This is a genomic window from Clostridium sp. DFI.5.61, assembly GCF_024462915.1.
Lineage (GTDB): Bacteria > Bacillota > Clostridia > Oscillospirales > Oscillospiraceae > Lawsonibacter > Lawsonibacter asaccharolyticus.
The window spans coordinates 1-18,025 of the sequence record NZ_JANGBZ010000062.1; the positions used below are offsets into that span (position 1 = coordinate 1).

General features: G+C 63.5%; 18 protein-coding genes. 14 read left to right on the forward strand and 4 right to left on the reverse strand.

Annotated elements, in window-relative coordinates; genetic code table 11:
- Positions 1 to 119: 119 nt before the first annotated feature.
- Complete coding sequence (locus NE584_RS16865) at positions 120 to 488, reverse strand: hypothetical protein (RefSeq protein WP_108980257.1); 369 nt, start codon at positions 486 to 488, stop codon at positions 120 to 122.
- 228 nt (positions 489 to 716) lie between these two features.
- Between NE584_RS16865 and glf the strand changes: the two genes are divergently transcribed.
- From glf to NE584_RS16910, 9 genes are all read left to right on the forward strand, one after another.
- On the forward strand, positions 717 to 1,886 hold the full coding sequence (gene glf, locus NE584_RS16870) for a UDP-galactopyranose mutase (protein WP_108980258.1): 1,170 nt from the start codon (positions 717 to 719) through the stop codon (positions 1,884 to 1,886).
- A 49-nt stretch (positions 1,887 to 1,935) separates the two neighbouring features.
- The gene (locus NE584_RS16875) at positions 1,936 to 2,964 is read left to right on the forward strand and encodes a glycosyltransferase family 2 protein (protein ID WP_050623096.1); all 1,029 of its coding nucleotides are present in this window, start codon (positions 1,936 to 1,938) and stop codon (positions 2,962 to 2,964) included.
- A 155-nt stretch (positions 2,965 to 3,119) separates the two neighbouring features.
- Positions 3,120 to 4,232, forward strand: a complete 1,113-nt coding sequence (locus NE584_RS16880) for a DUF3048 domain-containing protein (RefSeq protein WP_108980259.1) — start codon at positions 3,120 to 3,122, stop codon at positions 4,230 to 4,232.
- A 433-nt stretch (positions 4,233 to 4,665) separates the two neighbouring features.
- Positions 4,666 to 6,036, forward strand: a complete 1,371-nt coding sequence (mgtE, locus tag NE584_RS16885; RefSeq protein ID WP_256183318.1) for a magnesium transporter — start codon at positions 4,666 to 4,668, stop codon at positions 6,034 to 6,036.
- Positions 6,037 to 6,173: 137 nt separating this feature from the next.
- On the forward strand, positions 6,174 to 7,166 hold the full coding sequence (locus NE584_RS16890) for a helix-turn-helix transcriptional regulator (protein WP_256183319.1): 993 nt from the start codon (positions 6,174 to 6,176) through the stop codon (positions 7,164 to 7,166).
- A 188-nt stretch (positions 7,167 to 7,354) separates the two neighbouring features.
- Complete coding sequence (locus NE584_RS16895) at positions 7,355 to 7,831, forward strand: RNA polymerase sigma factor (RefSeq protein ID WP_256183320.1); 477 nt, start codon at positions 7,355 to 7,357, stop codon at positions 7,829 to 7,831.
- Positions 7,828 to 8,736: a hypothetical protein gene (locus NE584_RS16900; RefSeq protein WP_256183321.1), complete on the forward strand. Its 909-nt coding sequence runs from the start codon at positions 7,828 to 7,830 to the stop codon at positions 8,734 to 8,736. The genes NE584_RS16895 and NE584_RS16900 overlap by 4 nt, the downstream gene beginning before the upstream one ends.
- A gap of 17 nt (positions 8,737 to 8,753) precedes the next feature.
- On the forward strand, positions 8,754 to 9,803 hold the full coding sequence (locus NE584_RS16905) for a hypothetical protein (protein ID WP_256183323.1): 1,050 nt from the start codon (positions 8,754 to 8,756) through the stop codon (positions 9,801 to 9,803).
- Between the two features lie 184 nt (positions 9,804 to 9,987).
- Positions 9,988 to 10,992 carry an LCP family protein gene (locus NE584_RS16910; protein WP_256183324.1) on the forward strand — a complete coding sequence of 335 codons (1,005 nt, stop codon included), beginning with the start codon at positions 9,988 to 9,990 and terminating at the stop codon, positions 10,990 to 10,992.
- Positions 10,993 to 11,058: 66 nt separating this feature from the next.
- Here NE584_RS16910 and NE584_RS16915 read toward each other — a convergent pair whose 3' ends face one another.
- From NE584_RS16915 to lspA, 3 genes are all read right to left on the reverse strand, one after another.
- The gene (locus tag NE584_RS16915; RefSeq protein ID WP_108980266.1) at positions 11,059 to 11,493 is read right to left on the reverse strand and encodes a hypothetical protein; all 435 of its coding nucleotides are present in this window, start codon (positions 11,491 to 11,493) and stop codon (positions 11,059 to 11,061) included.
- An 82-nt stretch (positions 11,494 to 11,575) separates the two neighbouring features.
- Entirely contained in the window at positions 11,576 to 12,490 is a 915-nt protein-coding gene (locus tag NE584_RS16920) for an RluA family pseudouridine synthase (protein WP_256183325.1), read from the reverse strand.
- Positions 12,465 to 12,953, reverse strand: a complete 489-nt coding sequence (gene lspA / locus NE584_RS16925) for a signal peptidase II (RefSeq protein ID WP_256183326.1) — start codon at positions 12,951 to 12,953, stop codon at positions 12,465 to 12,467. The genes NE584_RS16920 and lspA overlap by 26 nt, the downstream gene beginning before the upstream one ends.
- A gap of 320 nt (positions 12,954 to 13,273) precedes the next feature.
- On the opposite strand from lspA, the gene NE584_RS16930 reads away from it, so the two are divergent.
- From NE584_RS16930 to gdhA, 5 genes are all read left to right on the forward strand, one after another.
- The gene (locus tag NE584_RS16930; RefSeq protein ID WP_050623108.1) at positions 13,274 to 14,455 is read left to right on the forward strand and encodes a DEAD/DEAH box helicase; all 1,182 of its coding nucleotides are present in this window, start codon (positions 13,274 to 13,276) and stop codon (positions 14,453 to 14,455) included.
- Entirely contained in the window at positions 14,452 to 15,036 is a 585-nt protein-coding gene (locus tag NE584_RS16935) for a hypothetical protein (protein WP_256183327.1), read from the forward strand. Before NE584_RS16930 ends, NE584_RS16935 begins: the two co-directional genes overlap by 4 nt.
- A 103-nt stretch (positions 15,037 to 15,139) precedes the next feature.
- The gene (locus NE584_RS16940) at positions 15,140 to 15,352 is read left to right on the forward strand and encodes a PspC domain-containing protein (protein ID WP_050623109.1); all 213 of its coding nucleotides are present in this window, start codon (positions 15,140 to 15,142) and stop codon (positions 15,350 to 15,352) included.
- A gap of 74 nt (positions 15,353 to 15,426) precedes the next feature.
- A complete protein-coding gene (locus NE584_RS16945; RefSeq protein WP_108980268.1) occupies positions 15,427 to 16,296 on the forward strand; it encodes a GNAT family N-acetyltransferase in 870 nt (289 codons plus the stop codon).
- 270 nt (positions 16,297 to 16,566) lie between these two features.
- Positions 16,567 to 17,925 carry an NADP-specific glutamate dehydrogenase gene (gene gdhA, locus NE584_RS16950; protein ID WP_050623111.1) on the forward strand — a complete coding sequence of 453 codons (1,359 nt, stop codon included), beginning with the start codon at positions 16,567 to 16,569 and terminating at the stop codon, positions 17,923 to 17,925.
- Positions 17,926 to 18,025 lie beyond the last annotated feature (100 nt).

Genomic DNA, 18,025 nt, shown 5'->3' on the forward strand with positions numbered 1-18,025 from the left:
CCCCCCCCCCCCCCCCCCCCCCCCCCCCCCCCCCCCCCCCCCCCCCCCCCGCCTCTTTTAGGACGATCGCTGCAATATATGTTGCAGCGATCTGTTAAAGTGATTGACTCGCTGCGGCATTAGGAGTCCGCATCCTCTTCTATAACCTGTTCATACAAAAGATAATACTTTTCCTCCAGTTTTGCATAGATCTTCGTGTCATCCGTTTCATTGGCAAACAGCTCAGTTCCCGGGTCTAAAGAGTTGGATGTGAAATTTTCTTCTGGAATTTCCTCGGTTTGGGGCACACGCTGCTCCACCTCTCCCCATAATATCCATCCGTCTGGCAGTTTTGTGACGGCTCTGAACCGTCCTAGGTCATGATAAAGACAATCATTCACATAAATGAGAGGGGGATATATATGCGGCGTACTGCTTGCCGCTTCCTGGGCAGAACAGCCTGTGATGGCAAGGAATAAAAGTGCGAGGCCGGCGACAAATCGCTTCATTTTTTCAAATCATCCCCAATTATAAATTGGCTCCGCCCATATATTACCAATCTATATGATATTTGTAAATAAGAATTTTTACATCGTAAAATTTATATCTGCGCCCGTTGTCCGGCACCATTTCAATCCACATTTAATCGATTCTTTATTTCCTTTCAGGGAAATTTATGATATACTGTCCCGGCATGGGGCGTTGTCCCCAAAAAACAGAAAAAGGTGGGAGACCCCTTGGAATTGAATTTTGACGCCCTGGTGGTGGGTGCGGGCTATGCCGGCGCGGTGTGTGCCCGGGAGCTGGCTGAGCGGGGCGGAAAGCGGGTCCTGGTGCTGGAGCGCCGGGACCACATCGGCGGCAACGCCTATGACCGGCTGGATGAGGCGGGCGTGCTGATCCACCAGTACGGCCCCCATATTTTCCACACCAATGACGAGGCGGTATTCCGCTATCTGTGCCGCTTCACCCGGTGGCGGGACTACCAGCACCGGGTGGTGGCCGACCTGCCGGCCCCGGACGGCGGCCGGATGCAGATGCCGGTGCCCTTCAACCTGACCTCCCTGCGGAAGGCTTTCGGACCCGAGGAGGGGAAGCGTCTGGGGGAGAAGCTGATCGCCGCCTACGGCGCAGAGAAGAAGGTCACCATCCTGGAGCTGCGCCAGAATCAGGACCCGGAGCTGGCCAAGGTGGCTGACTACGTCTATGAGCACGTGTTCGTCCACTACACCATGAAGCAGTGGGGCCAGACCCCGGATCAGATCGACCCCAACACTACTGCCCGGGTGCCTGTCTTCCTGTCGGAGGACGACCGCTATTTCCAGGACGAGTATCAGGGCATGCCCCTGAAGGGCTACACCCCCCTCTTTGAGGCCATGCTGGACCACCCCAACATTACTGTCCGGCTGGGGGAGGACGCCATCCCCCACCTGGGACTGGACGGGGACGTGCTGACGGTGGACGGCGTCCCGTTCCAGGGGCCGGTGGTCTACACCGGCGCGGCGGATGAGCTGTTCGGCCGCCGCTTCGGCCCCCTGCCCTACCGCACCCTGGACTTCCGGTTCGAGACCCTGGACCAGACCTGGTTCCAGAGCCGGGGCACAGTGAACTACACTGTGGACCAGCCCTACACCCGCATCACCGAATTCAAGCACATGACGGGCCAGGAGCTGGAGGGCAGGACCACTATCGTGAAGGAGTTCTCCCGGGCCTACACCGGCGCGCCGGAGGAGACGCCCTATTACGCCATCATCAATGGGGAGAACAACGCACTGTATGCCCGATACCGGGCGCTGGCAGAGCGGTTCCCCAACCTGCACCTGCTGGGCCGCCTGGCGGAATATAAATACTACAACATGGACGCCATCGTGGCCCGGGCGCTGGAGCTGGCCGGACAGCTGATCTGACCCTGCGGCCCGGACCGCGCCCAAAACCTGACAGACAGGAGAAAGAAGTATGGATAAGCTGATCACCTTTGCCGTCCCCTGCTACAACTCGGCGGCCTATATGGACCACTGTGTGGAGACGCTGCTCCAGGGGGGCGACGACATCGAGATCATTCTGGTGGACGACGGCTCCACCAAAGACGACACCCCCGCCATCTGCGACCGCTATGCCCAGCAGTACCCCGATATCGTCCGGGCCATCCACCAGGAGAACGGCGGCCACGGCGAGGGAGTCAATCAGGGTATCCGGAACGCCCGGGGCGTCTACTACAAGGTGGTGGACTCCGATGACTGGGTGGACGTGCCCGCTCTGAAGAAGGCCCTGGACAAGCTGCGTCAGTTCGTGCGGGACGGCAAGCTGGTGGATATGCTGGTGTGCAACTACGTCTATGAGCATGTGGAGGACAACACCCAGCGGGTGATGCACTACCGCAATGTGTTTCCCCGCAACCGGGTATTCGGCTGGGAGCAGATCGGGCGCTTCCGCCCCTCCCAGTATCTGCTGATGCATTCGGTGATCTACCGCACCCAGCTGCTGCGGGACTGCGGGCTGGAGCTGCCCAAGCACACCTTCTATGTGGACAACATCTTCGTGTATCAGCCCCTGCCCTCGGTGCGGAACATCTACTATCTGGATGTGGACCTGTACCGCTACTTCATCGGCCGGGCGGACCAGTCCGTCAACGAGACGGTGATGGTGGGCCGGGTGGACCAGCAGCTGCGGGTCACCTATCAGATGATCGACTCCCACGACCTGCGGGTCCTCACTGCAGAGCAGCCCAAGCTGGGGCGGTACATGTTCAATTATCTGGCCATGATGATGGCCATCTCCTCCATCTTCCTCACCATCGCCGACACCCCCGAGTGCCTGGGGAAGAAGACCCAGCTGTGGGAATATCTGCGGACGGTGGACACCGGGATCTATCACAAGATGAAGTACCGGGCCGTCTCCGCCTTTACCAATTTCCCGGGTTATCAGGGCCGGCGGCTGTCGGTGGGCCTCTACCGGCTGGCTCGGAAGATCTATAAGTTCAACTGAACGCCCAGTTTGACAGCGGGCCGCCCTTTTGGCGGCCCGCTGTGTATTTTGGGCCCCGCCGGCAAGTTTTCCCCCTCCATCGACACGCATGAGATTGACACCCGCCCCTGGGGCGGGTATGATAAAGGAAAGAAAGCAAGAGGGGGAGATCTGAGATGCCCACCAAACGCCTGGCCTGCCTGCTGACCTGCCTGCTCCTGGTCCTGACGCTGCCCGCCTGCGGCGGGAAGGGGGCTGCCAGCGAGCCCGAGGGCCCCAACGAGCCCGCGGTGTCGGTCCTGGTGCCCCAGCCGGAGCCTGAACCGGAGCCCGTCCTGCCCTACACCAACCCCCTCACCGGCGAGGGCTGCGAGGTGGATGTGGGCGCCCGGCGGCCCATCGCTGTCATGCTCAATAACCTGAAGAAGGCACTGCCCCAGGTGGGGGTATCCCAGGCGGATGTGATCTATGAGATCCTGGCGGAGGGGGGCATCACCCGAATGATGGCCGTGTTCCAGGATGTGGCGGGGGCGGGAGAGATCGGAACGGTCCGCTCCGCCCGGGACTACTATGCCTCCCTGGCCTATGGACACGATGCGGTCTACCTCCACGCCGGGGGCAGCCCCCAGGCATATGAGTTCATCAAGAGCCGGGGCGTCACTGCCCTGGACTGCGTCAACGGCCCCTATGAGGGCACCCTGTTCTGGCGGGACCAGGAGCGTCGGCGGAGCGCCGGCCTGGAGCACTCAGTGCTCACCTCCAGCGAGACCATCCAGGAGCTGCTGCCCACCTACCAGCGGGTGCGTCTGGACCACGAGGAGGGGTTCCAGGTGGGCTGGACCTTCCAGGAGGGTCCGGAGGCCGGAGGAGAGGCGGCGGAGATCCTCACCGTCCCCTTCTCCACCTATAAGACCGGCGTGTTTGAATACGACCCGGACAGCGGGCTGTATCTGGTGGAGGAGTACGGCGAGCCCTATGTGGACGGGAACACCGGAGAGCAGGTGGCGGTGAAAAACGTGCTGGTGCTCTATACCGATGTGTCCCAGCTCTCAGGGGACAGCGCGGGCCGGCTGAAGGTGCGCACTACCGGCAGCGGCGGCGGACTGCTGGTGCGGGACGGCCTGGCCTGGCCCATCACTTGGGAGCGGGAGGGAGAGAGCGACCGGCTCTCCTTCTATCGGGAGGACGGCCAGCCAGCGGCTCTGGGCGTGGGCCACAGCTACATCAACATCGTCAAGACCGGCACGGAGGTGACTTGGGCGGCAAAAAGCCCGGAGGAGGCCGGATGAGCAAAGATTTTACTTGAAAAAATGCGGATGGGAATGCTATACTGAGAGATAGATACAGGTCACCGCCCGGAGCGGACGGGGACCCATACAGGCAGAAGGGGGAGCCCCCTGAGCATATGCCGGGAGAGGATGTGGGAACGCATGGAAGGCCGAAGTCGCCATCGGGATCGGGACGACCGCTGTCACGAACGGGGGGCGGCGCAGAACAGGGGCCTGCTGCGGTCCCGCCGCGCCGCCGGTATCTGAACAGATCGGGGGATGGGAAGCCCCCGCCCCTTTCGTGTGCGGCCACAGGGTCGAAGTGCATCTGAAAGACGGCAGGAGCCGAAAGCGGGGCTCCGCCCAGCCTGCCGTTTTCCAGATGTCCGTCGCCCTTGTGGCCTTTTTGCGTCCCGAATTGTTCCAAGCGATGAACAAAAGGGGGAAATAACGCATGCACGAAAACTATGACCTGGACCTGCTGCTGGAGCTGGTGGAACAGCGGAAGTTCCGCAGCATGAAGGAGCTGCTGTCCCAGATGAACGAGGTGGACATCGCCGAGTTCCTGGACGAGCTGGACGTGGAGCAGGAGATCCTGGTCTTCCGCCTGCTGCCCAAGGACACGGCGGCGGAGGTGTTCACCTACCTGGAGAACACCGAGGACCAGGAGAAGCTGATCGGGGCCCTCAGCGACAGGGAGCTGCGGGAGGTGCTGGACGAGCTGTACCTGGATGACACGGTGGACATCATCGAGGACATGCCTGCCAACGTGGTCTCCAGGATCCTGCGCAACACCGACGCCTCCACCCGCAGCCAGATCAACCAACTGCTGAACTATCCCAAGGACTCCGCCGGCTCCATCATGACCACGGAGTTCGTCTTTCTCCACCCAGACGCCACGGTGGAGGAGTCCTTTGCCCGCATCCGCAGCGTGGGCATCGACAAGGAGACCATCTACACCTGCTATGTCACCCAGAACCGGGTGCTGCTGGGGGTGGTCACGGTGCGGCGGATGCTGCTGTCCTCCTATGAGACCCGCATCCGGGACATCATGGAGACTAACGTCCTCTCGGTCAACACCCATGAGGACAAGGAGGACGTGGCCCAGCTGCTGAACAAGTACGACCTGTCCGCCATCCCGGTGGTGGACGGCGACAACCGGCTGGTGGGTATCGTCACCTTTGACGACGCCATGGACGTCATTGAGGAGGAGACCACCGAGGACTTCGAGAAGATGGCGGCCATCCTGCCCTCAGATAAGCCCTACCTGAAGACCGGCGTGCTGGAGACCTGGCGCTCCCGCATCCCCTGGCTGATGCTGCTGATGCTCTCCGCCACCTTCACCGGCATCATCATCACTAGCTTTGAGAGCGCCCTGGCGGCCTGTGTGGTGCTCACCTCCTTCATCCCCATGCTCTCGGGCACCGGCGGGAACTCCGGCTCCCAGTCGTCGGTGGCGGTGATCCGCGCCCTGTCCCTGGATGAGATCGACTTCTCCGACCTGGTGGCCGTGGTGTGGAAAGAGATCCGTGTGGCGGTGCTGTGCGGCGTGTGCCTGGCTGCCGCCAACTTCGTCAAGATGATGGTGGTAGACCGGTGGCTGATGCACAACCCGGAGGTCACCCCCCTGGTGGCCCTGGTGGTCTGCCTGACCCTGGTCTTTACCGTGCTGTGCGCCAAGGTAGTGGGCTGCACTCTGCCCATGGCGGCGGAGAAGCTGGGCATCGACCCGGCGGTGATGGCTTCCCCCTTCATCACCACCATTGTGGACGCACTCTCCCTGCTGATCTATTTCTTCTTCGCCACCTGGATCCTGCCCCTGTAAGTGCGCTCCCTGCCGGCCTTCTGACCGGCGGGGATTTTTATATCTGGGAAGGGGAACTGAGCAGCTGGGATCAAGCGGCGGCGGAGGAAATGGGGTATCATAAGGGGGAAGACACATTAATGGAAGGAGCGGTGGAAATGTATCAGTGGGAGCGGCAGATCCAGAGCATCGTGGACGAGATAGACCGGTGTATCCGGCAGCAGGACAGCGAGGCGCTGACCCTGCAGGCCCTGTCCCGCAGGCTGGGCTACTCAGAATCTTATACCACCAGAAAGTTCGGGGAGATCTCGGGCATGCGGCTTCGGGATTATCTGCGGGGCAGGAGGCTGGCCTTTGCCCTGAAGGAGGTGCGGGACAGCGAGAAAAGCCTGCTGGACATTGCGCTGGCGTATGGCTTTTCCTCCCAAGAGGCGTTCACCCGGGGCTTCCGGCGAGCCTATGGCGTGCCCCCGGGGGAGTACCGGCGCAACCCCAGGCCCGTGGTGCTGCGTACCAAGCTGCGCCCCATTGACCGGTACTTTTTCGGTACGGAGGAGATAGGCATGATCGGCTCCTGCCAGGGGGTGAAGATCTACTTTGTCACCATCCCTGCCCACAAATTCCTGTATCTGGAGGACCGGGAGAGCAACGGCTACTGGGACTTCTGGCAGAGACAGGCCGAGATCCCGGGGCAGGACTACGACACCGTCTGCGGCCTGCTGGACAGCATCAAGGGAAAGCTGGACGACAGCGGCGGGAGCGAGGCCAACTGCGGGAGCGGCCAGATCATGGCCTACCGGAACGACCCGAAAGGCCGTCTGTGCGGCTGGGGGATCCCCCGGACCGAGTGCTGGGGGGTGAGGCTCCCCTCGGATTACGGGGGCGGGGTGCCGCCCCAGCTGCGGCTGATGGACGTGCCGGAGGGGGAGTACGTGGTGTTCGAGCATGGGCCCTTTGACTACGAGGGAGAGAACCATGTCGTAGAAGAGCGGATCGAGGCCGCCATGGCCGGCTTTGACTACACCGGGGCTGGCTGCCGCCTGGATCTCACCCCCGGGCGGCTGATGTATTTTTACTATGACCCCGGGCGGTGCTTCAAATACGTCAGGCCGGTGGAGCGCCTGGAGGGCGGGGCGTCCGGACAGGGGTGAGGAGAGCGGAACAGGGACGGGGGGCCGGGAGACCGGGCCCCCGTTTTTTTGCCCCCGGCAGGGGGGGTGGAACTTTTTGGGAGCGCGGACGTCTAAAGGAGCAGAGACAGCAGGCAGAAAATTTTCCGTTCCGTGCAGCAAAAGGGCGGGCTCATCCGTCTGAAGGGATAGAAAGGGGGGAGCAGGGGATGTCTCAGATATCCAACCGGCCGGTGGATTGGGAGACGCTGGTGAAAGAAAATGAGGACCGCCTGTACCGGGCGGCACTGGCCATCCTTGGGGACGCCCAGGAGGCGGAGGACGCGGTGCAGGACACCTTTCTAAAATTTCTGGAAAAGGCTCCGGCGGAGTTGGACAGTCCTCCCGCCTGGCTGATGCGGGTGCTGGTGAACGGGTGCCGGGACCGGCTGCGGGCCGCCTGGCGGCGGCGAAGCGTCCCCCTGTGGGAGTCCCTCCCCGCCCCAGAGCCGGAGGAGCGGCAGGAGCTGGAGGAGATCTTTTCCCTCCCGCCGGCAGACCGGGCTGTCATCCATCTGTTTTACTACGAGGGACTCTCCACCGGAGAGATCGCCCGGCTCACAGGACAGGCGGAGGGGACCGTCCGGTCCCGGCTCTCCCGGGCCCGGTCCCGGCTCAGGCGATTGCTAGAAGGAGAAACAAAATGAATCAATACAAAAAGTATATGGACCGGCAGGGGGTATCCCCGTCGCTCCACGCCCGGCTGACAGCGCTGGCGGAGGGTGACGGGCCCGCCCCTGCGGGGCGGGCTCCCCACCGGTACCGGTGGGGAATACTGGCTGCCTGCTGTGTGCTGGCAGCAGGACTGGCCTGGGCCGGCGGCGTCCGGCAGCCGGATGGGGCCGCCCAGGCTTACAGCATGGACAGTGCCGGGATGCAGTCCGCCCAGAGCGGGGCCGCGCACCAGGGGAGCTCCGAGGCCATGGAGGAGGATGAAAAGCAGCTCTCGCCCCCTGTGTGGGCGGTGAACTACCCGGACATTGGGACGCTGTACCGGGGGGAGGAGGGCTTGGGGGCAGCCTTGACAGACCAGGCCCCGGCAGCGGAGACACGGAGCCGGGCGCTGACTCCAGAGGAGCTGACCGCCCTCTTTCGGGAGGATCTGCTTCGGGAGCTGGGCTGGGACTGCGGCCAGCTGGGGGGAGAGGCCCTGTATGACGCTTCGGGGGCCCTGCTCCGGGTCACAGTACGGGGGGGCGGAGTCGGGGAGGAGGCGCAGACCTCTTTTGCCCTCACCCTGGCTCCGGGAGACCTGCCCTCCCCAGGGGAGGCCGTCCCCGGCGGGACAGTGACGGAGGTGAACGGGACAGAGGTCACTGCCTGGCGACTGACAGGGGACCTGGACGGAGACGGCAGGGCAGAGGGGCTGTGTCACAGCCAGTTTCTGACCGGAGACATGTGGGTCGTCCTGGAGACTGAGAGCCGGGCGTCTGCCGGGGCGGAGGAGCCCTGGGAGGAGGCCGCGCGATGGAGTGACAGCTTCCTCTCCGCCGTTCTGCAGGGGGAAGGAGACGCCCTGACGCTGGACCATCTGCTGGAGGCGGAGCCGTAAGAAAGGAGCGGAGAGAGATGAAAAAATGGATCGTTCCGGCGGCGCTGGTGTTGATGCTGGCGCTGGCTGCCTGCGCTCCGGCCTGCGTTTCAGAGCGGGCCCCGGCGGGGGGAGAGAGCAGCGGAGCGGGGGAGACCACCGGGACCCAGGTCCTCTCCGATGGGGAGAAGGCCCTGGAAGAGCTGGCGGAGCCGCCGGCGCTCACCGTATCCTGCGGCTGGGACCAGATCACCCTGTCCTGGTCGGGGAACGCCAGCTGGAGCAAAGCGGGACCGGATGGGGAGGGGGAGACCTGGATCGCCTGCGGCCTCCACCCCCTGGACAGTCAGGAATACCCGGTCCTCTATACCGGCATCCCCGCGGGGGCGGAACAGACAGAGGGGGGAGGGGTGGCCTCCCTCGCCCCGGCGCTGACGCTGGCCTTCGAGGTCCAGCCCACACAGGTGACCCTCCGCCGCTGGCCCGCTGAATATGTGGGGCGGACCCAGGAGGGGGAGGACCAGGCGGAGACCCTGGAGGCAGAGAACGGGACCGTTCTGCTCCCGGGGGACGGGGACTGCGTGTATGAGATCTGCGCCCAGTGGGGTGATGTGGGCTCAGCCAGCTATGTGTTCCGCACCCGACCACAGACCCGGCCGGAGCCCCTGACTGGCCTGGCGGAGCTGTACTGCCGGGCCTTGAGGGACCTGTGGGAGACTGATCCGGGCCTGAACAGCGGCGCGGAGCTGCTGGCCTTTGACTGGACCGGCTGCACCGGCCTGACGGAGCGGGAGCAGGAGGGGGTCATGGAGACCTTAGGTGCCGAACTTGGGCTGGACACCCGCCGGGGCACCCTGGAGGAGCTGGCGGAGGAGGGTCTGATCCGGGCGGACCCGGACAGCGGCTTTGAGGAGTTCCCCGCCGGGCTGCTGCTCACCGTGGAGGACAGCATCGAGGCGGACGGGAGACACACCTTTTCGCTCCAGAAATACCGCTCCAGCCTGGGGGCCTACTGTTTCTATGACTGCACCGCCCGGCAGGAGGGGGACGGCTGGAGCTATGCCGTGGGGGCGGAGATGATCTCCTGAAGGGAGGAACCAATTTTTAAAATTTTTAAAAGAGAAAAAGTCCCTCTTGCCGAATCGAGGCGAACTGGTTATACTGGACAGGTATATTGCCGAAACAGGAAAGAGGGGAACAGCTCTGGCACGCATACAGACACAGCGGGGAGGAAAGCGCCGAAAGCGCAGCCCGCTTTTTCGGATCGGAATGGTGCTCTACGGAATACTGGTGGCTTTATCCGCCGTGATCGTGGGGGTGTACGCGGTGTGGAACCTGACGGTCCGGCCGCCTGAGATCCCCCAGGAGCCCGACCCGGCCCCCCCCGCCGGCAGCGGGAGCCAGGCGGCGGAGCCGGTGGAACAGGAGCAGCCCGCAGGACGGCAGAGGCGGGAGGATGTGTACAATTTCGTCCTTCTGGGCCGGGACAGGGAGAGCGCCAACACCGACACCATCATCGTGGTCAGCTACGATGTAGCCAACCAGAAGGTGGGGATGATCTCCATACCCCGGGATACGGCGGTAAACCGGGACTGGAGAAAGGACCCCAAGATCAACGGAGCCTACGCGGGGGCGGGGGTGGACGTGCTGAAGGAGGAGATCGAGCAGACCTTCGGCATCCCCATCGACTACTACATCTATGTGGACCTGAAGGGATTCGTGGCCCTGGTGGACGAGCTGGAGGGGGTGGACGTCTATATCCCGGAGGAGATGAACTATGACGACCCCTATCAGGACCTGCACATCCACTACACCAAGGGCCAGCACCACCTGAACGGTCAGCAGGCCATGGAGGTGGTCCGCTTCCGCCACAACAACGACGGGAGCGGTTACACCGACGTGGGCCGGGCGGAGATGCAGCGCCAGGTGCTGGTGGCCCTGGCCAAGAAAGTGGTCTCCTGGAACTCCCTGACCAAGGTGCAGGAGTTCGTGGAGATCTTCCAGGAGTATGTCAAGACAGACCTGTCCACCACCGACATGCTCTACTTCGCCAGCCAGGCAGTGGGAGTGGACCTGGATACCGGCATCACCCAGGGCACTCTGGAGGGCCGGGGCGAGGGCGTGGTCCGGGGATACAAATACTGCTTTGTCTTCCAGGCGGAGGACATCCTGCCCACCCTGAACGAGCTGGTCAACCCCTACGACCAGCCGCTGACCGAGGAGGATCTGGATCTGCCCCAGGCGGAGTACTACTGGAACGGCACTGTCATCGACTGAAACGAGAACACCGCGCCCTCCGGCCCAGAGCCGAGGAGGCGCGGTGTTTTCTATTGCGGCGGTCCGCTAGGCAGGGAGCTCTTCTGACTCCAGGGCGGGAGCGGTGCATCGGAGGATGTTGAGGTCATACAGCCGGATCAGAGCAGCCGCCAGCACCAGCAGGGAGGCACGGGCATTGCGCCCGGCCGAGGCACAGGCTGCCGCCCCCTGGGATCGAGCGGTGCAGAGAGTCTCCAGGGACAGCAGAAAAAAGTAGCTCAGGGAGCCAACCACCAGGGCGGAGACGGCCAGCCGGGCCGGAATCAGGTCCGGCTCCGGGATGTCCTCTCCAGAGAGGAGGGAGAGAAGGGCTCCGCGCTGCCGGGAGAGGATGGCCCAGGAGAGGGCGGTGGCCCCGGTGAGGAGAGCCAGGAACAGCAGAGAGGTGTCCAGGGTGTTCAGCTGGCCCCGCAGGGCGTCCCATCCCGTCTGCTCCAAGCCCGGCACCCCCGTTTCCACCATGTTTTACAGCCCTCTATCCTATGCCGCCCATGGGGAGCGGGTGAAAAAACGCCTCCCTGGCTGAAGGACCGGGGAGGCGCAGTCAATTCAGGCGGGAGAGCCGGTCCAGTACATCCTGGAACCAGCCGGGGAGGGGACACTCCAGCTCCACAAGCTGTCCAGTGGAGGGATGGGTGAACCGCAGCCGCCGGGCGTGCAGGCACTGGCCGGCCAGGCCGGGCACCGGCTTTTTGCTGCCGTAGACCACATCGCCCAGCAGAGGGTGGCCGATTGAGGCCAGATGGACCCGGATCTGGTGGGTCCGTCCCGTCTCCAGGCGGCACTCCACATGGGTGAAGCCCGGGTAGCGCGCCAGCACCCGCCAGTGGGTCACCGCCTCCCGGCCGTTCTGCCGGTCGACGGCCATCCTCTTCCGGTCCACAGGGTGTCGGCCGATGGGGGCGTCCACGGTGCCGCAATCCTCCCGCAGCCCGCCCACCGCCACCGCCTCATAGACCCGGGACAGGCTGTGGTCCTGGAGCTGGGCGGCCAGGGACAGGTGGGCCCGGTCGTTCTTCGCGGCGATGATCAGGCCGCTGGTGTCCCGGTCGATGCGGTGGACGATGCCGGGGCGCAGGGTGCCGTTGATCCCAGAGAGGGTATTTCCACAGTGATATAGCAGGGCATTGACCAGCGTGCCGTCCGAATGGCCGGGGGCGGGGTGTACCACCATCCCCACCGGCTTGTTGACCACGATCACGTCCCCGTCCTCGTACACGATGTCCAGGGGGATATCCTGGGGGACCAGGTCTACCGGCTGGGGGGCGGGGATGTCCACCTCCAGCACGTCTCCGGGGGCGGTGCGGTAGTTTTTCCGCACCGGCCTGCCTGCCAGCCGAACCGCGCCGGCCTCCAGCAGCCGCTGGGCGGCGGAACGGGTCAGGTCAGGCACCACCCGGGCCAGGAAGGCGTCCGCCCGCTCGCCGGGACGGTCAGCGGTCCGCGTCAGCGTGCTCATGGAGGGTCCCCTTTCCTTCCAGCTTCTCATAGAAAAAGACATAATAGACGCAGGCGGCGATCCCGCCCACCACCACGCAGATATCGGCCACATTGAAGATGGCGAAGTCCATAAAAAGGACGTTGAACATGTCCACTACATAGCCCTGGAGCGCCCGGTCGATCAGATTGCCCACCGCGCCTGCCAGGACCAGGGTGAGGGCGCAGCGGCCGAAGGGGTGGGCAAAGAACTTCTTCCACACCGCCACGCCCAGCACCACGGACATGACGGCGGAGATCAGGGTGAGCAGCCAGGTGTGCTCCTCCAGCATGGAGAAAGCGGCGCCGGTATTTTGAAAGTAAGTCAGCTCCACCAGGTGGGGGAGGAGGGGGACATGGCCCCCCAGGGGGATGTTGTGGCTGACCAGATATTTCACCAGCTGGTCCAAGGCGACAAGGGCGGCGGCGAGCACAGCGTAGGGCATGGTGGTCCTCCTTTGGACAGCTCCCGAAAAGCGGGAGTTTTTGTTTTATTTTAGCACCTCGCGGCCGGGAGCACAACAGCGAAATGGGGAAAATCGGCTGGAAAGGGCCGCAGGGGCGGCGCTTCGCTTGCTTCTTGGGGCAGACTATGATAAAATGATACAAATTCCCGCACAGGAGCGGGCTTTTGGGGGGAGGGCAGACCTCCCCAGCTGATTTGAGGCCGCGCCGGGGAAAGGGCGTGTCTGGTCCGCGGAGCACCGCGGGCGGTGAGAGGGGGCCTTGGATCGGACCAGACATGCGGAAAAGGATGAACAGAGATATGGAAATCAACGGCGAGATCGTCAACGACAAGGTCCGGTACGCGGACCTGAACCTGTCCCCGGAGCTGATGCGGGCCATCGACAAAAAGGGCTATGTCCAGGCAACCCCGGTCCAGGCGGGGGCCATCCCCTACTTCATGGAGTGGAAGGACGTGATCGCGAAGGCCCCCACCGGAACGGGCAAGACCTTTGCCTTCGGCATCCCTATGGTCGAGCACGCCGATCCCCAGGGGACCCAGGTCACCGGCCTGGTGCTGGCCCCCACCCGGGAGCTGGCCATCCAGATCCGGGACGAGCTGCGGGACCTGTGCGCGTTCAAGGAGGGGGTGCGCACCGTGTGTCTCTACGGCGGGCAGCCCATCGACAAACAGATCCTCCAGCTGAAAAAGGCCCCCCAGATCGTGGTGGCCACCCCAGGGCGCCTGATGGACCATGTGAAGCGGCGCACCGTCCGGCTGGATAAGGTGGAGACGGTGGTGCTGGACGAGGCCGACCGCATGCTGGACATGGGCTTTGTCCGGGATGTGACCCGCATCCTGGACCTGATGCCCAAACGGAAGAACCTGGGCATGTTCTCCGCCACCATTTCCCGGGAAGTGATGGATATCTCCTGGGTGTACCAGCGGGACCCGGTAGAGATCACGGTGCGCGCCGACCAGGAGAACAAGCCGGACATCCTCCAGTACCGCCTGGAGGTGGAACGGAACCGGAAGGTGGACACCATGGTACGCCTGATGGAGCTGGGGGGGTATGACCGGGTCATCGCCTTCTGCAATACCAAGAACATGACCGACCGCCTCACCGGTCTGCTGAAGATGCGGGACATCTCCTGCGAGGGCATCCACGGGGACATCCAGCAGCGAGTGCGGGAGAAGACCCTCCAGCGCTTCCGAAACGGGGAGCTGCGGGTGCTGGTGGCCACCGATGTGGCCGCCCGGGGACTGGATATCGACGATGTGGACGCGGTGTTCAACTACGACGTGCCCGACGAGAACGAGTATTATATCCACCGCATCGGCCGGACGGGCCGGGCCCGCCGCCGCGGGGCGGCCTATACCCTGGTGTCCACCATCACTGAGAGCATCCGGCTGGATGACATCCGCAAGAACACCGGCAACGAGATCCGGGCCGTCCGCTTCAACGAGGCGGGGGAGCTGGAGGAAGTGGGAGGGAACGGGTGAGAAAGTGGCTGCGGCCGGACTGGCGGGCGCGTCTGCTGGATCTGTTCGCCTGTTTTCTGATCCCGCTCTACACCCTGCTCTTTACCCATGACACCCGCTGGTTCACTACGAATTTTTCCGTGATCGCCGCCGCCCGGGACCAGCGGCACGGCTTTTTCCTGTGGGGGATGCTGGTGGGGGTCTATCTGCTGTGCGTCCTGCTGCCGGTGATGGCCGCGCTGCCCAGGCCGCTGTGGCCCCGGCTCTGCCTGTTGGGAGGCTTCCTGCTGCTGTCGGCAGTGGTGCTGCCCTATACCCCGGATGAGCTGCCGAAGATCGCGGATCTGCATGTGATATGCGCCTTTACGGCCAGCTGCCTGCTGGTGCTGTCCCTGTTTCTGCTCCTGCTCCAGAAAGCGCGGCAGGACCGGCAGCGCTATTGGGACTGTATGAAGTGGCTGGGAGTGACGGTGCTGCTCTCCCTGGTGCTGTTCGCGATGGTGGGGATCATCAGCAGCGCGCTGGAGATATTTTTCGTCCTCTCCACTACCCTGCTGGCCCGGCGGCTGTGGTATCTGGAGCGGGGCGGTGGAAAAAATTAAAGCATTTTTAATCCGTTCCCTATGATTTTTTCAGGTTCTGTGTAGTATCCTATCCACAGAAAGAACGTTTCGGCGATCTCATGGAAATGGAGTGAAGCATGTCATGGAGAAAAAGAAGCTGTATAAGACAGAGGGGCCCTATAAGATGGTGTGCGGCGTGTGCGGCGGCATCGCGGAGTACTTTGACATCGACCCCACTCTGGTGCGGGTAGGCTGGGTGATCGCCACCTTTGTCACCTTCTCCACTGCCTTCTGGGTCTATCTGGCCTGTGCCGTCATCATGCCTCGTAAAAGCGACGTGTACCCCGGATACTGAGGAGCACAGGGCCGCCTGCCCCTCACTGAGAGAGGGCAGGCGGTATGTCTGTCTGAAAAAGAGGAGGATACGGCATGACGCAGATACGTCTTGGGACCCCAGGCGATGCCGCCCGGGAGCGTGAGCTCTGGCAGTTGGCCTTCGGGGATGACGGGGCCTATGTGGACAACTTTTACCAGACCTATTACAAGCCGGAGCGGATGCTCCTGCTGGAGGAGGACGGCGTGGTCCAGTCCATGACCGCCTGGTTCGATACTCAGCTGGTCCTCCCCGGGGAGGGCCGCTTCCGGGCGGCGTACCTCTATGCCGTGGCCACCGACCCGGCGGCCCGGGGCCGGGGGCTGGCGGGCCGGCTGCTGGCGGGGGCGGACGAATACTTCCGCGGTCTGGCCATCCCTGCGGTGACCACCGTCCCGGCGGAGCCCTCCCTCCACAACTTCTTCGGGGCCAACGGCTTCCGAGAGTGCTTTACCCTGCTCCAGGAGGACCTGGACCCAGGTGAGCTCCCTGCCCCCGCCTGGGACAACCCCCTGCGCCCCGTCTCTCCGGCGGAATACGGGGCCGTGCGGGAGAAGATCCTGGCAGACTGCCCCCACATCGCCTATCCGGAGGAGGCGCTGGCCTATCAGGCCGGATGCTGCGCCCTGTCCGGCGGAGGCCTGTTTGCGGGGGAGACGGAGGACGGCCCTGTCTGCGCCTGCGCCGAAGGGGACGGGGCGGGTCTGGTGGTGTATAAGGAGCTGCTGGGCACGAAGCTGCGGACCGTTCTGCCCCATCTGCCCCGGATGGTCCCGGGGGAGCGCTTTCTGGTGCGGGGCCCTTTGGCCCAGCGTCCGGCAGCGTCCGGCGGCTGGCAGTTTGGGATGCTCAAGTGGCTCTCCCCGGATCGGGAGGAGGCCTGGGACTGGTCCCGCACCGCCTATCTTGGACTGGCATTTGACTAAAATCCTGCATTTTCTCCGCTGCCGCGGCCATCTTATGAGGCCGCGGCCTTTTTTGGGGAAATCGATCGATTTTTTAAATGGGATGTTTTGTTTTTCTCATACCACAGTTTTTTTGTTGTGGTAACATCCACAAAAAACGTGCTTGCGCTCTGCTGGAATTGTGTTATGCTATACATGAAGAGGGCGAAACGGAGCCCTCCCCTGAAATGAAGGGAATCCGTCAGATTTTGACCAAACACACACATATATCAATTAGGAGGAATGAGTGCAATGAGCAAGTATATCGACCGAGTTCTGGAAGAGTGCCGTCAGAAGAATGCCGGCGAGCCTGAGTTCCTGCAGACCGTGGAGGAGGTCCTGACCTCCCTGGCCCCCGTGATCGACGCCCACCCCGAGTATGAGAAGGCATCCCTTCTGGAGCGGATGATCGAGCCCGAGCGGACCATCGAGTTCCGCGTCACCTGGCTGGATGACCAGGGCCACTATCAGGTCAACCGCGGCTACCGTGTCCAGTTCAACGGCGCCCTGGGCCCCTACAAGGGCGGCCTGCGGTTCCATCCCTCCGTCAACCTGTCCATCATCAAGTTCCTGGGCTTTGAGCAGGTGTACAAGGATGCCCTGACCGGCCTGCCCATCGGCGGCGCCAAGGGCGGCTCTGACTTTGATCCCCGCGGCAAGAGCGACGCCGAGGTCATGCGTTTCTGCCAGGCCTACATGACCGAGCTGTACCGCCACATCGGCCAGGACATCGACTGCCCCGCCGGCGACCTGGGCTGCGGCGGCCGTGAGATCGGCTATATGTATGGCCAGTACCGCCGTCTGGTGGGCGCCTCCGAGTTCGGCGCTCTGTCCGGCAAGGCCGTGACCACCGGCGGCTCCATCATGCGTGCGGAGGCCACCGGCTTTGGTGCCGTGTACTATCTGGTGGAGGTCCTCAAGCACGAGGGCGAGTCTATCGAGGGCAAGCGGCTGGCCATCTCCGGCTTCGGCAACGTAGGCTGGGGCGTGGTGAAGAAGACTGCCGAGCTGGGCGGCAAGGTGGTCGCGATCGCTGGCCCCGACGGCTACATCTACGATCCCGATGGCGCTGTCACCGACGAAAAGATCAACTATCTGCTGGAGATGCGCGCCTCTGGCCGCGACAAGGTCCAGGATTACGCCGACAAGTTCGGCTGTGAGTTCCATGCCGGGGAGAAGCCCTGGGGCCTGGGCGCCGACAAGGTGGACATCATGATGCCCTGCGCCACCCAGAACGATGTCAACATGGACTCCGCCAAGAAGATCGCCGCCAGCGGCATCAAGTACTACATCGAAGTTGCCAACATGCCCACCACCAACGACGCTCTGGAGTTCCTGAAGGAGCAGAAGCACATGGTGATCGCCCCCTCCAAGGCCGTCAACGCCTGCGGCGTGGCCGTGTCCGCCCTGGAGATGGCCCAGAACGCCGAGCGGCTGTACTGGACCGCCGAGGAAGTGGACGCCAAGATGCATCAGATCATGGCGAACATCTATCACTCCTCTGTGGCGGCCGCCGAGCGCTACGGCCTGGGCTATGACCTGGTGGCCGGCGCCAATATCGTGGGCTTCCAGCGCGTGGCCGACGCCATGATGGCTCAGGGCATCTTCTGATCCCGATTTCCTCATCCTGATCCCCCTTCCAACTGTGCAGGGGGGGGGGGGGGGGGGGGGGGGCGGGCGGGGGGGGGGGGGCGGGGGGGGGGGCGGGGGG